The sequence below is a fragment of the Paenibacillus sp. SZ31 genome, assembly GCF_012912005.1.
Taxonomy (GTDB): Bacteria; Bacillota; Bacilli; order Paenibacillales; family Paenibacillaceae; genus Paenibacillus.
In genome coordinates, this window is sequence record NZ_JABBEA010000011.1 from 14,622 (window position 1) to 32,436 (window position 17,815).

16 protein-coding genes are annotated in these 17,815 nt (G+C 48.2%); 10 read left to right on the forward strand and 6 right to left on the reverse strand.

What is annotated here, in order from left to right; all coding sequences use genetic code 11:
- Positions 1–77: 77 nt before the first annotated feature.
- Together HF638_RS19630 and HF638_RS19635 are read left to right on the forward strand one after the other, a co-directional pair.
- A complete protein-coding gene (locus HF638_RS19630; protein WP_169481681.1) occupies positions 78–926 on the forward strand; it encodes a chemotaxis protein in 849 nt (282 codons plus the stop codon).
- Positions 927–1,028: 102 nt separating this feature from the next.
- Positions 1,029–1,292 (forward strand): YkgJ family cysteine cluster protein, encoded by a 264-nt coding sequence (locus HF638_RS19635; protein WP_169481682.1) that lies wholly within the window; start codon positions 1,029–1,031, stop codon positions 1,290–1,292.
- A 99-nt stretch (positions 1,293–1,391) separates the two neighbouring features.
- Here HF638_RS19635 and HF638_RS19640 read toward each other — a convergent pair whose 3' ends face one another.
- The 3 genes from HF638_RS19640 to HF638_RS19650 all read right to left on the reverse strand — a co-directional run bounded on the left by HF638_RS19640 (position 1,392) and on the right by HF638_RS19650 (position 4,749).
- Entirely contained in the window at positions 1,392–2,507 is a 1,116-nt protein-coding gene (locus tag HF638_RS19640) for an AbrB family transcriptional regulator (RefSeq protein WP_248278205.1), read from the reverse strand.
- A gap of 149 nt (positions 2,508–2,656) precedes the next feature.
- Positions 2,657–3,967, reverse strand: a complete 1,311-nt coding sequence (locus HF638_RS19645; protein ID WP_169481683.1) for an MFS transporter — start codon at positions 3,965–3,967, stop codon at positions 2,657–2,659.
- Positions 3,968–4,044: 77 nt separating this feature from the next.
- Positions 4,045–4,749 carry an O-methyltransferase gene (locus HF638_RS19650; protein ID WP_248278206.1) on the reverse strand — a complete coding sequence of 235 codons (705 nt, stop codon included), beginning with the start codon at positions 4,747–4,749 and terminating at the stop codon, positions 4,045–4,047.
- Positions 4,750–4,888: 139 nt separating this feature from the next.
- Between HF638_RS19650 and HF638_RS19655 the strand changes: the two genes are divergently transcribed.
- Complete coding sequence (locus tag HF638_RS19655) at positions 4,889–5,785, forward strand: LysR family transcriptional regulator (RefSeq protein WP_169481684.1); 897 nt, start codon at positions 4,889–4,891, stop codon at positions 5,783–5,785.
- A gap of 51 nt (positions 5,786–5,836) precedes the next feature.
- On the opposite strand, the gene HF638_RS19660 is transcribed toward HF638_RS19655, so the two are convergent.
- Together HF638_RS19660 and HF638_RS19665 are read right to left on the reverse strand one after the other, a co-directional pair.
- Positions 5,837–6,553 carry a YoaK family protein gene (locus HF638_RS19660; protein ID WP_169481685.1) on the reverse strand — a complete coding sequence of 239 codons (717 nt, stop codon included), beginning with the start codon at positions 6,551–6,553 and terminating at the stop codon, positions 5,837–5,839.
- A gap of 85 nt (positions 6,554–6,638) precedes the next feature.
- Positions 6,639–7,517, reverse strand: coding sequence for a prolyl oligopeptidase family serine peptidase (locus HF638_RS19665; RefSeq protein WP_169481686.1), 879 nt, complete (start codon positions 7,515–7,517; stop codon positions 6,639–6,641).
- Positions 7,518–7,761: 244 nt separating this feature from the next.
- Between HF638_RS19665 and HF638_RS19670 the strand changes: the two genes are divergently transcribed.
- Together HF638_RS19670 and HF638_RS19675 are read left to right on the forward strand one after the other, a co-directional pair.
- Entirely contained in the window at positions 7,762–8,505 is a 744-nt protein-coding gene (locus HF638_RS19670) for a GTP pyrophosphokinase (RefSeq protein ID WP_124114270.1), read from the forward strand.
- A gap of 6 nt (positions 8,506–8,511) precedes the next feature.
- The gene (locus HF638_RS19675; protein WP_169481687.1) at positions 8,512–9,747 is read left to right on the forward strand and encodes a multidrug effflux MFS transporter; all 1,236 of its coding nucleotides are present in this window, start codon (positions 8,512–8,514) and stop codon (positions 9,745–9,747) included.
- A gap of 135 nt (positions 9,748–9,882) precedes the next feature.
- On the opposite strand, the gene HF638_RS19680 is transcribed toward HF638_RS19675, so the two are convergent.
- Complete coding sequence (locus tag HF638_RS19680) at positions 9,883–10,491, reverse strand: hypothetical protein (protein WP_169481688.1); 609 nt, start codon at positions 10,489–10,491, stop codon at positions 9,883–9,885.
- A 503-nt stretch (positions 10,492–10,994) separates the two neighbouring features.
- On the opposite strand from HF638_RS19680, the gene HF638_RS19685 reads away from it, so the two are divergent.
- The 5 genes from HF638_RS19685 to HF638_RS19705 all read left to right on the forward strand — a co-directional run bounded on the left by HF638_RS19685 (position 10,995) and on the right by HF638_RS19705 (position 17,744).
- Positions 10,995–11,987, forward strand: coding sequence for an iron-hydroxamate ABC transporter substrate-binding protein (locus HF638_RS19685; protein WP_348982121.1), 993 nt, complete (start codon positions 10,995–10,997; stop codon positions 11,985–11,987).
- Positions 11,988–12,156: 169 nt separating this feature from the next.
- Complete coding sequence (locus tag HF638_RS19690) at positions 12,157–12,777, forward strand: flavin reductase family protein (protein WP_169481689.1); 621 nt, start codon at positions 12,157–12,159, stop codon at positions 12,775–12,777.
- A 241-nt stretch (positions 12,778–13,018) separates the two neighbouring features.
- The gene (locus HF638_RS19695) at positions 13,019–14,173 is read left to right on the forward strand and encodes a type III polyketide synthase (protein ID WP_169481690.1); all 1,155 of its coding nucleotides are present in this window, start codon (positions 13,019–13,021) and stop codon (positions 14,171–14,173) included.
- A 108-nt stretch (positions 14,174–14,281) separates the two neighbouring features.
- Positions 14,282–16,534, forward strand: coding sequence for an MMPL family transporter (locus tag HF638_RS19700; protein ID WP_169481691.1), 2,253 nt, complete (start codon positions 14,282–14,284; stop codon positions 16,532–16,534).
- A 190-nt stretch (positions 16,535–16,724) separates the two neighbouring features.
- Positions 16,725–17,744, forward strand: a complete 1,020-nt coding sequence (locus HF638_RS19705) for a dienelactone hydrolase family protein (RefSeq protein WP_169481692.1) — start codon at positions 16,725–16,727, stop codon at positions 17,742–17,744.
- Positions 17,745–17,815: the final 71 nt, after the last annotated feature.

Consider the following 17,815-nt stretch of genomic DNA (forward strand, 5'->3'; position numbering starts at 1 on the left):
AAGCTTCAGGCATGTTCGAGTCGTGGCATTCATATGGTGGAGAAAGAGATCCTAGTCAATCGATGAGGAGGAGAGCCATGACACGTATTGCGGTGATGGTCATTCATGGGCTGGGTATGCGGAAGGATGGGTACGCGGACAAGCTGATTGCTTGTTTGCATAAGGAATTGGACAAGGTGATGGTCTTGCCTGGAGCCTCCAAACAGATGCTGGATATCGAGCCTGTATATTGGGCGGATGTATTTGAGGAGCGGGAAGAGGCGCTCTTTCAACAGCTCGTCAGCTCTCCGGGATTGAACTTTCAGGCGTTGCGCCGATTTGTCATCCACTACCTGGCTGATGCGGTTGCTTATCAACCGGTGGAGAATCAAGGCCATAACTATGATGCTGTACATCGAACGTTGAATCAGGCACTGCATACCCTTGCACAGCGTAATGGACCGGAAGCTCCGCTCTGTGTGGTTGCTCATAGTTTGGGTGCCGTAATCGCAAGTAACTTCTTCTACGATCTGCAATATCCGTCCAGTCGTGTTCCTGAGATTGTGGATGTGAACTCGGCTTTGGAACGGGGGGACACCCTGACCAATTTTTACTCGTTCGGTACAACCCTGCCCTTATGGAGTTTGCGTTATCATGACTTTAGTCGCCCGATTCAGGTGCCCTCCTCCCATGTGAATCACTATTATGCCGGGCTGGAAGGGGAATGGGTGAACTTCTATGATCGGGATGATATCCTGGGTTATCCGCTGCGTCCCATTGATCCGGCTTATGAGAAAGCCGTCAAAGAAGATATTGAAGTGAACTCTGGCGGCGTGGCAATGAGTTGGAATCCACTAAGTCATGGAGGTTATTTCTCCAATGCAAGCATGAATCGAAGAATCGCGCAGGGGCTCGCTCGAACGTGGACCTGGGTAAATCGTTCATAATATAAGAGGTTCTATCTTCATCCCATCTTCTTGGTACTGAAAATCGATCTTTTTGAACACTATTGTAAGTACTATAAGTATTAAAATTAGGAGGAAACAAATATGGAATGCAGGACAGGCTGTGCCGCATGTTGTATCGCGATTTCCATATCATCACCGATACCGGGCATGGCTCATGGCAAGCCGGCAGGTGTACGCTGTGTGCAGCTTACCGATGATAATCGCTGCGGAATTTTTGGCCAAAAAGATCGTCCTGCTGTATGCAGTGGATTGCAGGCTGAGGAAGAGATGTGTGGTAGCACCGATCAGGAAGCCTTTGATATTCTAACCTGGTTGGAGCAAGAAACCGCACCAAAGGTAATGTGAGTATTGCTGAAGATGAGTCTGTACAAATAAAAGAGAGTATCCGCAGGATGTGATATCAAGTGGATACTCTCTTTGTCATGGAATCGGGGCAAAAAATAGTCATTGAAGTGAGGGATCTGCTTTCTTTCTTTTCAACATATGTACGAGAATCATCTTCAGTACGGAAGAGACGATGAAGAAAATAAAGAGAATGCGAAACAATTGATATCCGGATACAACCGAAAGATCGGCATTCACTTCATGTGCCATGATACTCATCTGATCCATGCCGCCAGGGGCCATACTGAGTAGTGAGGTAGCCGCCGAGAGAGAGAACACATTCATTAACAGATAACTCAATCCAAGCGCACCAGCAATGAGCAGCACACTGCTAATCACCGCTAGGGTCACCGTCTGCGCTTTACGTTGCAACTGTTCCGGCTTGAGCATCAGTCCAACGTGACTGCCAATCATCAATTGCGATACGTTCAGCAGGGATGTTGGCAGACTTGGCGTGTGCAGCGTTGTGCTTATTTGAATGACACACATGACGATCATGGGACCCAGCATAAAGGCCGTCGGAAACCGGAGTTTGCGTGCAATCCACGCACCCGCTACACAGAGCGGGGCATAGAGGAGAATCTCGGGGAAAAGAGCACCCCACGTTGCTATATCAATGAGCGGCTGACCTGAACCGCCACCTGCGGTACCTCCAATCCACGGACTGAACAGCAAGAACGGAACACAGAAGACGATCATGATTAGCCGAGTCACCTGCAAAAAGGTAACCAGCGTCAGATTGATGGATTTCATCTCTTCTGCAAGGGACACCATCTGGGAGAGTCCTCCTGGAATGCTGCCAACCAGCAGAGAAGGAAAGTCAAAATCAGTCACCCTTGAAGCGATGTAGGCCGTAATTACACACAATCCGATTAAAAGCAGGGTCATCAGCAGCATCATGGGAAGTTGTTGCAGAATGCCGTGCAGTGCCTCTTCTGTTAAGGTGAGTCCAATCGAATAGCCAACGATCAGAATGCCATAGTCCCGAATGGAGGCAGGCCACATGAGGGGCCATTTGGCGACTTGGGAGCCAAGCAGCATAAATACCATTGGCCCGAGCAACCACGGGATCGGTGTATGAATGGCTGTGAACAGCAATCCGCCAAGAACAGAGACACCCAGACTAAGAAAAAACCGAAAGACAACGTGGGAACCAAGCTTGCGCATCAGTTCCATCCGTTTAGCCTACCGGTTGAATGAGGTGGTATGAGATTCAGGTATGCATTCAGGTTTAATGAAGGATTCATGTTCATATGTGATCACTCCTGATGATGAGATACGTTGCGTTATCTGCGGAACAACCCAGGCTGCTTCTGTCTAACTCATTAAGATCCTGCGAGAGCCGTAGCGGAAGGTTTGGGTTCTCTGAACATTACAAAGTACATCAGTGATGAAATAACGTATAGACAGCCTGTGATGCTGAATGTGATCGCGTAACCCCAATACGTTCCGTACGTGGTGACCAGATAGGATTGAACAGGTCCCATGGTCGCCCAACCAATCATGAACGAGGTCTGCATCAGTGAATTGGCAATGCCGCGGCGTTTGTCCGAGATCCGATCCACCAGTATGGCTGAATGAATGGGATTGGCTGCGTTCATCAATGCTTGTCTGAATAGGAAACTGAGCGAAGCGATGAACAATAGATTGGTGAAGCCTGTTAATAGAAGGAAGGGCAGCGACATGACCTGGAAAATGACAACGGCTCGTACGCTCCCGACCTTTGCCGCCAGGGTAGGACCAATCAGCATAGAGACAATCGTCATAATCTGACCGAGTGCAATCAACAGGCTCATGCCGCTTAGAGAAACCGAGAATCGATTGGTGAAATACAGATTCAGATACGGTACAACCAGTCCGGAACCTAATCCAATTAACAACTGAGTCACTATAAACTGACTAATCAGTCGGGAATCTTTTTTCTTCGTGATCGAATCGTCCGTGCTTGGGGTATTCGTTGAACTTTCTTTTAGATCCGCATTGGGTTGAAGAACGGGTTGCGCCGGAATTGTTGTCTGCGGAGCAGCCTTGCCTTCAGTTACAAATAACAGTGGAATAAACGCAGCCAGTGTTGCTGCACCACCAACAAATAAAACCGTCTGCAATCCGGTCACTTTGGCGAGTCCTGCCGTATGTAACAAATCTGCGAATACACCGCCACCCAGGCTACCAAGAACCTGGGAAGCGAGCACAAGAGATGAATAATAACTGAACATTTTCAGCCGCTGGCTTTTTTTGACGTTTTCCGCCAGATAAGGAATGGCCAGTACTTGGAACACCCCAGCGAAAAGGCCAGAGAATACCGCGAACCAGATCAGTCCTGTAGCCGAATAATCGAAGGAGCGTCCGATCAGAAAGATTCCGCTGAATAACGCCCCGGTAATGAGTAATCGCTTGCGGCTGAACAGATCACCGCATAGACCGATAGGAACAAACATAATGGCTGTTGCGAGTGATTGAATACTTACAATCTGGCCGTTCATTGTATCATTATAGCCCAGACCCTGAATGTACAGATTGTACAAGACAGAGAACATGCCATTTCCGATCTGATACAGAATGCTTGCCAGGAAAAACAGTTGAATATTGCGGGACCAGCCGCGAATTTCATCATGAATATGTCGTAAAACTCTCAAGTGGTTCCCTCCAGTCTGCCTGTGCAGTGATTCCAGTTTAACAGGAAAGGAGAATTTGCGGAAGAATTGACCACTGTTTATTTTGGTATAGGGGTATCAATCACACGAGCGATGACGAAACCATCGTAACCTTTGCTACCGACGGTTTGCAGTGCTGTAGCTTCAAGCCGGGGGTTACTGGCAATCAACTGCAGGAAGGATCGAACGCCCTGAACTCTGGGGTCCGTGCTGTCTGCACGGATCACTTCACCGTCCCTGACGATATTATCACCAATAATAAGACTCCCCGGCCGAGTCAGTCGTAGGGCCCATCTCAGATAATCGGGATTACTCGGTTTGTCCGCATCGATGAAGATCATATCAAACGGTTCCCTGTATTCTTCCTGAACATCGGGAAGGGTGGTCAGGGCAGGACCAACTCTCAGGTCGACCTTGTGCATCAGTCCTGCACGTGTGAGATTGGCACGTGCCAAGTCCGCATGGTGTGGTTCGGATTCCAGTGAGACGATGTGTCCATGTTCAGGTAGCGCTCTTGCCATCCAGATGGTACTGTACCCACCCAGTGTGCCGATTTCAAGTACACGGGATGCACCTTGGATTTGAAGCAGGAGCTGGAGTAACTTTCCTTGATTCGGTGTTACGTCATGAGCGGGCAGTCCAGCTTCGGCATTGGTTTGCAGTGTTTGCTCCAACAAGGTATCCGAGGGAATCAGCAGATTATTCATGTAGTCGTCGACTTGGGTCCAGGTATGCTGTGGGTCGGTCATATTTATATTTTTCATCTTCACATGTTCCTTTCCTTGTCTCTTGTATTGGATTTCATAACTAAACTATAAATGGAGTCGATATATAAATAAAATATATAATATGTATGTTAATATAACTTTAGATTATGTATTTGACATGGAAGAGGTGTAGCACATGAATCTGCATGGATTACGATTATTTCATGCCATCGTGAGATATGGTGGGGTCACTCGTGCCGCAGAGGAACTTAATATTAGTCAGCCTGCGGTATCTTCCCAAGTGAAGAAGTTTGAACGTGAGCTGGGTATCCGACTTTTTGCTTCCGAGGGAAGAAGATTGGTGCTTACGGATGCCGGGATGCAGTTAACAGGTTATGCCGAGCGTCTGTTCATGCTGGAGCAGGATGTCGAGAATTTTGTGCAGGATTTTCGGGAGGGAAAGAAAGGAATGATCCGTCTTACAGCAACCTACTTGCCTTCGAATTTTCTACTACCGGCCTGGATTGCCCGGTTCAAGCAGATGCATGAGGATGTAGAGCTGGTTGTGACCACAACCAACACCCGAATGGCGTTTGACCAGTTACTTCGCTACGAGGCAGAGATTGCAGTGTATGGTGGGAGTGGGATTACACATGCGGGTGTCCAATGGGATGAATTGTTTGAGGACGAGATGTGGTTTGTTGTGCATCCAGACCACCCGTATGCGGGCAAAGAAATTGAGCTGCATGAGATAGTGGCAGAACCGTTTATCATGCGCGAAGAAGGCAGTGCCACCCGTGAGCGACTGGTTTCCCTTTGCACGACAAATAACCTGACCGCTCCTCGCATTGCGCTTCAGTTCAACGGGCTGAACGAAACGATCAGTGCAGTGAAGGCAGGTTATGGAGCCAACTTCATATCTTCTTTGGTTGTGAACGAAGATGTGCAGCAAGGCAGGCTGGCACGTGTGTTTGTTCGAGGTGTACAGCTGAGAAATACGGTTGCCATATGTACACGAGCCGGGGAGGTTTTATCACCTGCTGCACAGCATCTGGTCAATCTTATCCGCCAAGAAGCTGCTTTGATGAAATAAAAAGTGCGATTGTTCTTGAAAATGAATAGGTTGCTTTTTCGGCTATTAGCATTAGCCTTCGCTTTGCTGTGAAGTTCCCCATGCATGTAATCGGGCGTAAAGGGTTACGCCGCCAATGATCAGGACAGGAATCCAGACTGCGATCATTGGCACACGGTGGAACAGCAATGCGGCTGCAATGACGCCGACCAAATAGATAGCAACAGCACCCGCACGAAGGTAGGAGTCTGTAGATAAGGCTTTGACCAGTGATCGGATATTGGCATGTCGCAGCCTCTTAAGGATGCTTACGGTGTCCTCAACCACAGCGGCGAGATTATTGGTGAGCACGGTTGTTGAGATGCCGGCAATTCCAATTCGGCGTGCCGCAGTCGTTTGCATCCCCATCGCAACGGCTAGTATGACAATTAACAGATAAGACAGTTGTTCTGAAAATGGACTAATCATGGCGATCGCGAACAGCAGGAGCAATATGCTTTCAACAGTAAATACGGCTGTAACCCTATAGGACCAGCCATTTTTGGTCTGCACATGTCCAACCATATGTGCTGCAATGGCATTTCCGGCAATAAAACCGATGAGGGCTAGCAGTGACCGCAACACGACAAATTCCTGCGCACGGGCGATGGCAATACCGAGCAGTACAATATTTCCCGTCATATTGGCTGTGAGCACATGCCCTAGTCCCAGATATCCGATCAGGTCCACCATTCCCGCAGACATACAGAGTAGGAGCATGGCGTATTTTTGGAGGGTACTTTGATTCATTAGATCCATCCTTTCAAAAAAACGTAACCCCTCCAGTATACAGCCATAGAGCATGATTCTTCAAAATGAAATTCATGGCGCGGGACTATGGTGCTGTAAGCCAATTGAACATATTGTTCACCGCTGCCTCATGTATTCTCTCGTGAAAATGATGATCCTGTCCGCCATAGGCGTGAAACGTAACGTTAGCGCCTCCACGCTTCAGCCAGTGGTACATACGGGTTCCGTGGCTATAGTTCACCTGTGTATCTGATGTACCATGCATGATCAGCACAGGACAAGAGAGTTTATTTGCATTCGACAGGGGAGAACGGGCGAGATAAGCTTCGGGAATTGCGCGTGGGGAACCACCCAGAACCCGTTTCAAAGTGCGTCTCAGGTCGGTTCGTTCATGGTAAGTGCGTTCGACATCGGCGACACCGCTCCAGAGAACTAGCTTATGTACTTGATCAGGTCCCTCATTGTAGGCAGTTGCGGTATGTACGGCATTAATGGCTCCACGAGAGAAGCCCATTAACGATATCCGGGTCGAGTCGGCAAAAGGCAAACGTTGCACCAGCCGGTAAGCGGCATGCACATCTTCGGCATCTCTTCCGCCATACTCGTCACGGCCCTCACCGCCTTCGTTACCACGATAGGATGGAGCGAACACGATATAACCTTTCTGTACAAATTGCTCAAGCCAAACGGTATTAACCCCGCCATAGCTGCCAAGTCCGCCGCGACAATAGATCAGCACAGGCCACTGTTCCGGTGTGTTATCCGTATCTTGCATTGTTGCAGAAGGGTAGTGGCTGGCGAGTGGTTGCAGATGTAGAGATGTATGTATGGAAGTGAATTCCGGAAAGGTAGAGGAGACAGAGCCGGGATGAGAAGTTTCATATGCTGTGAGAGCAGATAACGAACAATCTCGTGGCAGGAATAAATAAGCTTTAACCCGAAGCGTATCGGACGAATACGTCACTTGATAGAGCAGGGAAATCCACCTCTTTTATTCGTAATATCGTGCCAAATGACGGGGATACTTCTATAGGATGCACGTAAAATAAGTTGCCATACCTTCCAGGCTGAATCGGCAGCCCGAATGTAAGAAATTCGTTTATTGGCTCCATATGATTTATAATGGTTCAGGAGACATGTGGATTGACCGCTGTCCTCATATTTATAAAACTAACTTTAGTGTGCAGAAAGAAAGGGAGAAAGCTATGATGAACGCTCCACATCCAATCGATCAATTCAAGAAATTCAAATATGAAATTACCAGATTTATGATGATCTATAAATTTGCTCTGGATCAAATGGAGACCAAGATTGAAGTCCTGAAGGAAGAATTCCAGTCTTTGCATGATTACAGTCCAATTGAACATACAAAGTCCAGACTGAAATCACCTGAGAGCATTATGAACAAGATGTTCCGCAAAAATCATGAGTTAACGTTTGAGAGCATCAAGCAAAATATCAAGGATATCGCCGGGGTGCGGATTACATGTTCCTTTATCTCGGACATCTATCGCATTAAGGATATGCTGTGCAACCAGAGTGACTTGCGTGTATTAGAGGTCAAAGACTACATCGAAAATCCGAAGCCAAACGGCTACCAAAGCCTTCACCTTCTGGTGGAAGTGCCTGTGTACATGTCCAATGGTGAGGAACGAGCTTGTGTGGAGATCCAGATCCGTACGATCGCGATGGATTTCTGGGCGAGTCTGGAGCATAAGATTTTTTATAAATACAATAAGGATGTTCCCGAGCATTTGACCAAGGAGCTCAAAAGTGCAGCAGATTCTGCGAATGCACTGGATCAGCAGATGGAACGACTTCACCGGGAAATTCAGGAGATCAAGGACGCCGAGAACGAGCGGGATGAAGAAGAACTACGCCGTATTATTATTAACAACCAACAGTTCACACTGCCGTCTAACTTGCTCAAACTGCTGGGTAGCGGGGAGTAGTACTCGATGAATAGTAAAACATCTTCATTGAACACGAATTCCACATCTCGTGTGCGAATGGCATTAATTCTGGGGACACTGTCGGCCTTCGGGCCGTTGTCCCTGGATATGTATTTGCCCGCATTGCCCACGCTGGCTGATGAGTTCGGCTCATCTACCTCGTATGCTCAGCTCAGTCTGACGGCGTGTATGATTGGACTTGCGGTTGGTCAGTTGCTTGCAGGACCTCTAAGTGATGTACGTGGTCGGCGAACACCGCTCATAGCAGGGCTTGTGCTCTATACTATCGCATCCATACTCTGTTTGGTCAGCCCTACGATGGGCTCTTTTGTTGTGCTACGATTCATTCAGGGGGTGGCCGGAGCGGCCGGGATTGTCATCTCACGAGCAATTGTCAGAGACGTATATTCGGGCCCGGAACTGACACGGTTCTTCTCCCTGTTAATGCTGATTAACGGTGTAGCACCGATTGCGGCACCGATCATTGGTGGACAATTGTTGACGTATACGTCGTGGCGCGGCGTGTTTATTTTACTGAGTCTCATCGGTATACTAACGCTGTTTGCAGTCATTTTTGGCCTAGGAGAGACACTGCCTGCCAACCGCAGATCAAGCGGGGGATTGAGGCAGACCTTGATTACGTTTCGCCAAATTGCAGGGGATCGTCAGTTTATGGGTTATGCGTTAACCCAAGGGTTTGTAGCTGCTGGCATGTTTGCCTACATATCAGGTTCACCGTTTGTGCTTCAGAAGATATACGGGGTATCCCCGCAAATGTTCAGTGTTTGCTTCGCCATTAACGGGTTAGGCATTATTCTGGCCAGTCAGATTGCCGGCAGACTTGCAGGAAAGGTATCAGAGACTCGCCTGTTAATCGCAGGGCTGCTAACCGCGGCGCTGGGAGGAACTTCACTGCTCATCGCCATTCTGGCTGGAGGCAATCTGATCTCTGTACTGATCCCGTTATTTCTGGTGGTATCCAGTGTCGGGCTGGTCAATACCGCGTCCTTCGCCCTTGCAATGGCTAATCAGGAGAAGTCGGCAGGCAGTGCGTCTGCGCTTATTGGAGTGATGACGTTCCTGTTTGGAGGTATTGTCGCTCCGCTCGTAGGTCTCGGGGGAGAAGGAACAGCTGTGCCAATGGGAATCGTTATCGCGTGTGCTGATCTCGGTGCCTTGGTGATTTATTTCCTAATGGTCAGTAGAGGCAGGAAACGTCAGAACGATCAGGCGTTGAGTTAAAGGTACTGAATCGGTAAGCCTTGCTTTTGTGGAGTTTAGTTGTGTAAGGCTGACTTATTGTTAAAAGAAAGAAAAAGGAGCCCCACGTGGAAGGATTCATCCTTCCACGTGGGGCTCTTGCTGTAAGTAAGGAGATTAGCAGAGCGCAAATAAAATTTGTGTATTCAACAGAATGCCTGGCGTCTGGAATGGATAGAAGTATCCCACCACAAAACCAAACAGATTAATGGCAGGCCACATCAGGTAGACATCATTGTAAGTGAATACAAGAGACCATCGGTTATAGCAAAAGTTGGGCAGTGCACGTTCTTCATTATCCCGAGGTGCCGCTACACCTGTCTGTGCGAATTGCACCGCTTGAGTGAGGCTTTGTGGCTGTTGCTGTAGGAAGAGCGGAAGCAGCCCCGGGCTGCTTTTGATCAGATTATACAGAAAAAGCATTTCTGCCGGAGGCTGACCGACCGGACGAGGATAGGCACTAAGTAGCGTAGGCAGATTGCCTTGAGCCAGTTGAGCAGGTACGCCCGGTGCTGTACCTGGGATTGTACCCGGAATGCCCCCAGGGATATAAGGACCTGTTCCGCCGCCTGGAATGAATGGAGGATAGGAGCCTTGGCCGCCAGGTAGGCCAGGAAACGTCGGACCACCCGGTGTGCCGCCACCTCCACCACCTGGGAACAGTGGGGGCAATTGAAATGAACGGTCTTCTCCATAACTTATATAAGGGTTATATACGTAACTCATGTACAGAACATCCTTCCTGTCGTCGTAGTCTGCAATCAGCATATGGCGGCATCCGCCCATAGGTGAATGCCGCCAAGAAGATTTTATATGATCTATATAGTTGAACTAATCATTTACACCAAACGGAGAAGATAGAAAAAACCTGAAAAAGCGAAGCGCTCGCCTAAAAGCTTTCTGAAAGAAAGCTGCATCGGAAGCATACGCTATCACCGGATTTTCCCTTAGAGAAAGGAGAATCGAAAAAAATCTGGGGATAACAGCGATTGGAAGGTTGTTCTATCATCGTAGTGTCAGTGTAAATAAATTTTAGTTCAACTGTATAGCGCAGAATATAATCGAATTGACAACTGAACTGATAACAATTATCATTGTCAATGGAATCGGACAAATGTACATACGGATATTATATGTATCAATAATAGTGTCAATATTTTTGAACGTTGATATCTGTCACAATAGCGCCGAATAAGGTTTTCATAATGAATTGAAAGGGGATAAATCAAGTGTTTAAGAGAAATAGAAAAATGATTATGCTTCTAATTACGGTGCTGGTTATGTCCATCTGGTTGGCCGCGTGTGGAGCGAAGCCTGCAGAGAACGGAGCAGCAGGAGAGAACGATACAACAACGGAGACAGAGACACAAACAGAAGCCCCGACAGAACGCACATTAACAGATGCAATGGGACACAAAGTAACAATTCCCGCAAATCCGGAGCGCATCATCGCTTCTTATCTGGAAGACCATCTGGTAACACTAGGTGTTAAGCCAGTTGCCCAATGGTCTGTAGCCAACGGAATTCAGGAATATTTACAAAAAGATCTGAATGGTATTCCAACGATTGCCTTCGATCTGCCTTTCGAAGCGGTAACAAGTTTTAACCCGGATCTGATTATTATCGGTTCCGAAAGTGTGGTTGAAGGTGAGAAATACGAACAGTACAGTAAGATTGCACCGACTTACGTACTCGGCGATGAGATTAATAGCGACTGGCGCAAAACGCAGCTGAAAATCGGTGAAATTTTGAATAAGAGTGCCGAAGCACAAAAAGCGCTGGATGATTACGAAGTTAAAGCTACAGAAATCAAGGAAAAGATCAACACGGTTACAGGTGGAACGAAATCAGCAGCGGCCATTTGGTTGGTTAGCGGCAAGTTCTTCATCGTAAGTGACAATGTATCGAGTGGAGAAGTGATGTACAAAGAGCTTGGACTTGTAGAGCCTGAAGTTGTAAAAGAAATCTCTGCCAATGCGACTGGTAACTGGTCTTCGATCTCTATGGAGAAATTGGCGGAAATGGATGTAGACTACTTGTTCTTTGTGAATAGTGATGAAGGTACAGGGTCAGAAGCACTGAAAGATCCGGTATGGCAAAGCATCCCGGCTGTGAAAAATGGTAATTTGTTCGAATTTACCCGTTCTAGCAGCTGGCTGTATAGTGGAGTTCAAGCGAACCTTCAAATTATGGAAGACATTCAGAACAGCATCGTTAAATAAGAAATAGCCAATACGAAATGGCATGTTCAAACTCCTTGGTGCAGTGGGCACCAGGGAGTTTTTTTGTTAATTCAGCATTTCACGATATATAATAAAGAAGTAGAATCATTGTGGTGTCATGAAATAGAGTTGTCATTTGCTTCACGAGTAAGGAAGGGGATATTTACATATGTATACATTGGATCCACGTGAAATAACGGGAAGAGACAACTATAAACTCATGAGTGGTTCGGTGGTGCCACGTCCGATCGCTTTTGTGACGACACGTTCAGATGAGAATGGTGTGATTAATGCAGCGCCTTTCAGTTTCTTCAATGTGGTTAGTTCGGACCCACCGCTGTTATCCATATCCATTGCACGTAAAGACGGGATCATGAAAGATACTGCACGCAATGTGCTTGCTCATAAGGAGCTGGTCGTGCATATCTGTGATGAAGCAATCATAGCCGAAGTGAATGAGACAGCAGCCATACTTGAACCCCATGAAAGTGAGCTTGAGCGGACGAAACTCACTACAGTGGCAAGTTCCAAAGTTTCAGTTCCGGGAATTCAGGAAGCACTCATTCGGATGGAGTGCGAGCTGTATCAGCACATTCCCATTACGAATGATGAGGGAAAACCCGCGAGCGATCTGCTGCTAGTACGCATTGTACAGTACCATTTCAGCGAGCAAGTCTATAATCCTGATAAGGGCTATATCTTGATGGCTCATTTGAAACCGGTCAGCCGGCTGGCGGGTAATGATTATGCCAAACTTGGGGAGAGATTCACGATAATTCGGCCTGAATAGTTCTGACAGATCGTATATGTAATATAGGAATGGGTGTAACCCTGTATCAAAGGCGGACAGCACATGCGTAACACGCATAGGTTGTCCGCCTTTGCTTGTGATATGAACATAAACGGGACAGGTAGTGAATAGACTTGTACTATATCCTGCAGATGTCATATGAACCTATTTTATATATAGGTTGTTTAAAAAGCCCACTTTTGATTACGAAGGGCACGTACTATATAGGGAGGTTAAGCCGATGAACCAGCTTGAGGGAGCTACAGGCGCAAGTATTATGGGAATAGGGACGGCGTGGCCAGCCCACCGTATTGAGCAAAAGGATGTGTCTGCCCGTCTCGCGCAAGCGCTGGAACATGAGCCGGATGCGAGAAGATGGGCCAAGCGAATTTTCAATCAGTGCGGTGTGGAGACTCGTTATACATGTGAACCGAATCTGCTTGAGCCTGTGGATGCTTGCCGATATTTACCCTTTACTTCTGCGGAGGAAGTCCCGACTACAGTCGAGCGTATGGCCAAATACAAAGCTGCTGCTGTACCACTTGGTCTCGAGGCGGCAGGACAGGCTCTTCAGGATGCAGACGTATCCTCAGAGGAAATTACGCATCTCATTACGGTTAGCTGCACGGGGCAATTCCTGCCTGGGCTTGATGTTCGGCTGATTCAGCAGCTTGAACTGTCACCGCAGATCAACCGAATTCCATTGGTGTTTCAAGGATGTGCAGCCGGTCTGAAGGCGATCCAATTGGCGAATTCAATCGTAACGACAGATCAGAAGGCTACGGTTCTCATCGTGTGTGTGGAACTATGTACACTTCACTTTCAGCCATCTGCCAAACGGGACGACCTGTATGCTGCATCGTTCTTCGGAGACGGTGCCTCTGCCTGCGTCATTGGTGCGTCCGGAACAGGCCGTTATGAATGTTTTCGACTGGGCCTTGGGCACTCGACGCTGCTCCCGGACTGTGCAGAAGAGATGATCTGGGAAGTGGGCAATACAGGCTTTGATCTCTACCTGTCACCTCAGATTCCGAAGCTGCTTGGTTTGCATCTCGGTCCAGAGGTAGAGCGGTTGCTGGAGGGTAGCGGTTTACCGGAAATATGGGCGATCCATCCGGGAGGCAGAGGCATCGTGGATGCCGTTCAGAAGCTGTATCAGTTGACAGATGAGCAGGTCTCCTACAGCCGAAACATCCTGCGGGATTATGGCAACCTGTCGTCCGTGACGATTCTTTTTGTTCTTCAAGCCATCCGTGAGGATTACAGACAGAAGGAAGAGCATTCCAGTGGGATAGCGCTGGCTTTTGGCCCGGGACTGACGGCAGAGTTACTTCCTTTTACATATATCCCTGCCCCCATTGCGAATAGAACTCCTGTGAATCATGGCATCCAATAGATCGCGAACCCGGCTGAGGGGGACCAGATCGGATAATGTATGAGCGTGCCTACGATCTTACGGATGAACGTAATCGAATGACTAATCTGATCGCAGAGGAGCTAAGGTATGGGTTATCGCAGACTTGCTGTCCTCATCAGCCGATATCCGTGGTTCATTATTCTCTGCTGGGTGTTTATCATCGGGATGTCAGCGGTCTGGGCGTGGAAGTTACCTGACATTGTTCAGGATCATGGATTGAAACGGGTTCACGGGGATGCGCAAGCGGTTGAGCTTGTTCTGGAGAATGAATTCGGTTCTCCTGCTGATCCGGTCATTCTGGTTTTTGAGAAAAAGGAAAATACCTCGCCGTTAGAGTTCCGACAGTGGATCAGGGATCGTCTGACACAGGTCCAAGCGCTGCCTGCGGTAACCGCTATTACATCCCCTCTTGATGCTGGGGAAGGGATGATGCTGCAAGACCAAAGGGCATATGCCCTTGTGAAAATGGATGTGCCGGCGCATCAGATGGGTCCTCCGCTGAAGCAACTGCGCGCCGTGCTGGCAACAGACGGTCCAGGTACGGTTCAGTTGACGGGAAAGACGGTCGTGCAGCAGGACGTGAATCGTCTGAGCTTTCGTGACCTGGAACGAGCAGAGATGGTGGGAATTCCGATTGCTCTGATCGTTCTGTGTTTTGCATTCAGGGGGCTATACGCAGCATTGATCGCCGTCATGATGGGAATCAGTGCTGTCATTACGGCGATGGGAGTCACGTCTCTCCTTGGTTATCAGCTGGAACTGTCCAACTTTATCATTAACGTGATTCCCATGGTGGGCATGGCACTTAGTATAGACTTTGCCCTGATCATCCTGAGCAGGTACAGGGAAGAACTTCAGCGGGTCTATGAAGATGGAGGCCAAGCTCATGTTCTGGGCAGCAGTCTGATTATGCAGAACGGGGTTCTACAAAGCGAGATTCTTCAGCGGACATTGCGTACAGCAGGCAGGGCGGTGTTATTCTCGGCAGCTTGCGTACTACTTGGACTGCTGGGTCTGCTCTGGATCAGACTACCGATGTTTCTGAGTGTCTCCTTGGGGGCCATCATCGTTCTGCTCCTATCACTACTGTTGAACGTAACGCTGCTTCCTGCCCTGTTGTCACTGTCTGCGGATCGGGTCTTCAGGCGAAAGTCAGTCCATTCGTTACCCAGAGGTTCGATCTGGCATAAGTGGTCAGCGATGGTCATGAAACGACCAATCAGAATGGCAATCGGAGGTACGGTGTTGCTGCTCCTGTGTGTCTATCCAGTGACCCGGCTGGAACTGTCCATCCCGGATGCCTCTTCACTGCCGGAGAGAATGGAGTCTCGCCAGGCAGCAGAGCAGTTTCAGCATGATTTTGGTCAAAAGAATACCTCCACCATCGAGATGGTGATTGGCGGACAGCAGGAGCTGTTGACTGCTTCGCACTGGCAGATGGCCCACAACAAAACACTTCAACTTATGAAGGACTCTGATGTATTGAACATTATTTCACCGTGGGGACTGTTACAGCCGGATCAAAATAGCTTGCAAAGCCAAAATCTTTTTCGAAATCCACCATCGTCGCTCACTTCTTCCTTAGAAGGCAAGGAGTCAACAAGGACGGAATGGCTGCGTTCAACAGTTTCTGATCATTCGATCCGATTGATAGCCACCGTACATGGGGAGCCTGGCTCGGAACAGATCGCAGATTGGCTGGAACGAATGAGTAAGAGCGATCATGCCCTGGGTTTCAACGACGTAAAACTACGCTATGGTGGGGAAGCTGCCAAGCAACATGAAATTATGCAGGAAGTCACAAGTCAACTGCCCAAAGTATTGGTATTTGTAGTGGTATCCAATTATCTTGTGCTACTGGCAGCATTCCGATCTCTGCTCATTCCAATCAAGGCGATTCTGATGAATCTGCTCAGCTTAGCCGCTTCCTTTGGCATATTGGTGTGGGTGTTTAATGAGGGCCATCTGGGGATGGAACCGTCAGCCATTGCCATTATGATTCCGGTATTCATTGCAGGATTGGTGTTCGGCATATCCATGGATTATGGAGTGTTTATGCTGAGCCGTATTCAGGAAGTCTATAGACGAACCAGAGACAGTGATGTGGCCGTCCAACAGGGATTGGCTTCAACGGGGCGTCTGGTTACATCCGCAGCGGCCATTCTGCTTGCGGTGACCGTACCGTTTGCTTTTGCTGAAGTTGCAGGTGTGAGGCAATTAGGGATCGGAATCACGGCAGCGGTGTTGATTGACGTTACATTAATCCGTCTAATACTGGTACCTGCATTGATGAAATTAATGGGCAGGTGGAACTGGTGGCTGCCAGGTCAGATGAAATGAAGGGTATTTCCGTAACCTGTCTTCAGGTTGGAGATATCCCTTTTTTGGCTAGAAATCGTGTGATTCCATTCAAAACAGGCAAACATGTTCAATTTTTGGGCGAGTTATAGTCCTATAATGGATGGGATCAATTCCTTAAGACGGTCTTTCATCTACGTTATCCTACGAAAAACAGGAGGGACACAGGACAATGTCGGATATAGAAGCCTATCTGCAGCAACAAACGAATCTTCGTGGTCGTTCTGCATATCATGCAGATCAACCTATGGAATTATGGCGTAGTCAGTTGCGTACACGCGTGAAAGAACGACTGGGCGGTTTTCCAACGATGCCAGCAGCACTCAATCCTGTATTACTGGAGCGTACTACATGTGACGGCTATATCCGCGAGCGGGTGGAGATCACGACCTATGCAGGACTTCGCATGCCTGTATATTTATTAATTCCTGGTGATGGAAGCGTTACTGATACAAAGAGACCTGCTATCGTTGCTTGTCATGGGCATGGCTATGGTAGCCGAGAGATATCGGGCATGGAACCGGATGGGTCACTACGGACAGGAGAGCCCGGATTACACAAGGACTTTGCTGTAGCTCTTGTGAAGCGTGGTTATGTGGTTGCGGCTCCAGAGCTGCTCGGATTTGGTGATCGAAGATTGGAAGAGGACCGCGATGCGCCACCAGGGACAAGTTCCTGTACGAAAATCGCTGCGCATCTGCTCATGGTGGGGAAGACTCTAGCTGGGCATAGAGTATACGAAACAACGCGTGTACTGGATTATGTATCGAGTCGGGCTGAAGTGGATTCTGAGCGAATCGGAAGTATGGGCATTTCGGGCGGTGGACTGGTGACCGCATTTACAGCCGCACTGGATGAACGTTTCCGTGCAGCTGTCGTGAGTGGTTATGCAAGTTCATTCCAGGGTAGTATACTGAATCGGAACCATTGTCTGGACAACTATATGCCAGGTATCCTGCGTGAAGCGGAGTTGCCGGATATCATCGGTCTGATTGTGCCTAGGCCACTCTTGATAGAAGCTGGTAGTGATGACCAGGTGTTCCCAATTCATACAGCAAGAGAGGCGTATGCGCGTTTGACACATATCTATGAACAAGCCGGAGCAGAAGAATCGCTAGATGCAGATTTCTTTATAGGTGGACATGAGATTAGCGGAGCGAAAGCCTATGACTGGCTTGACCAAGTTCTGTGAAACTGAGGGTTATTACCATCTATATAAGTTGAACTAATCATTTACATGATAACGGAGAAGATAGAAAAAAT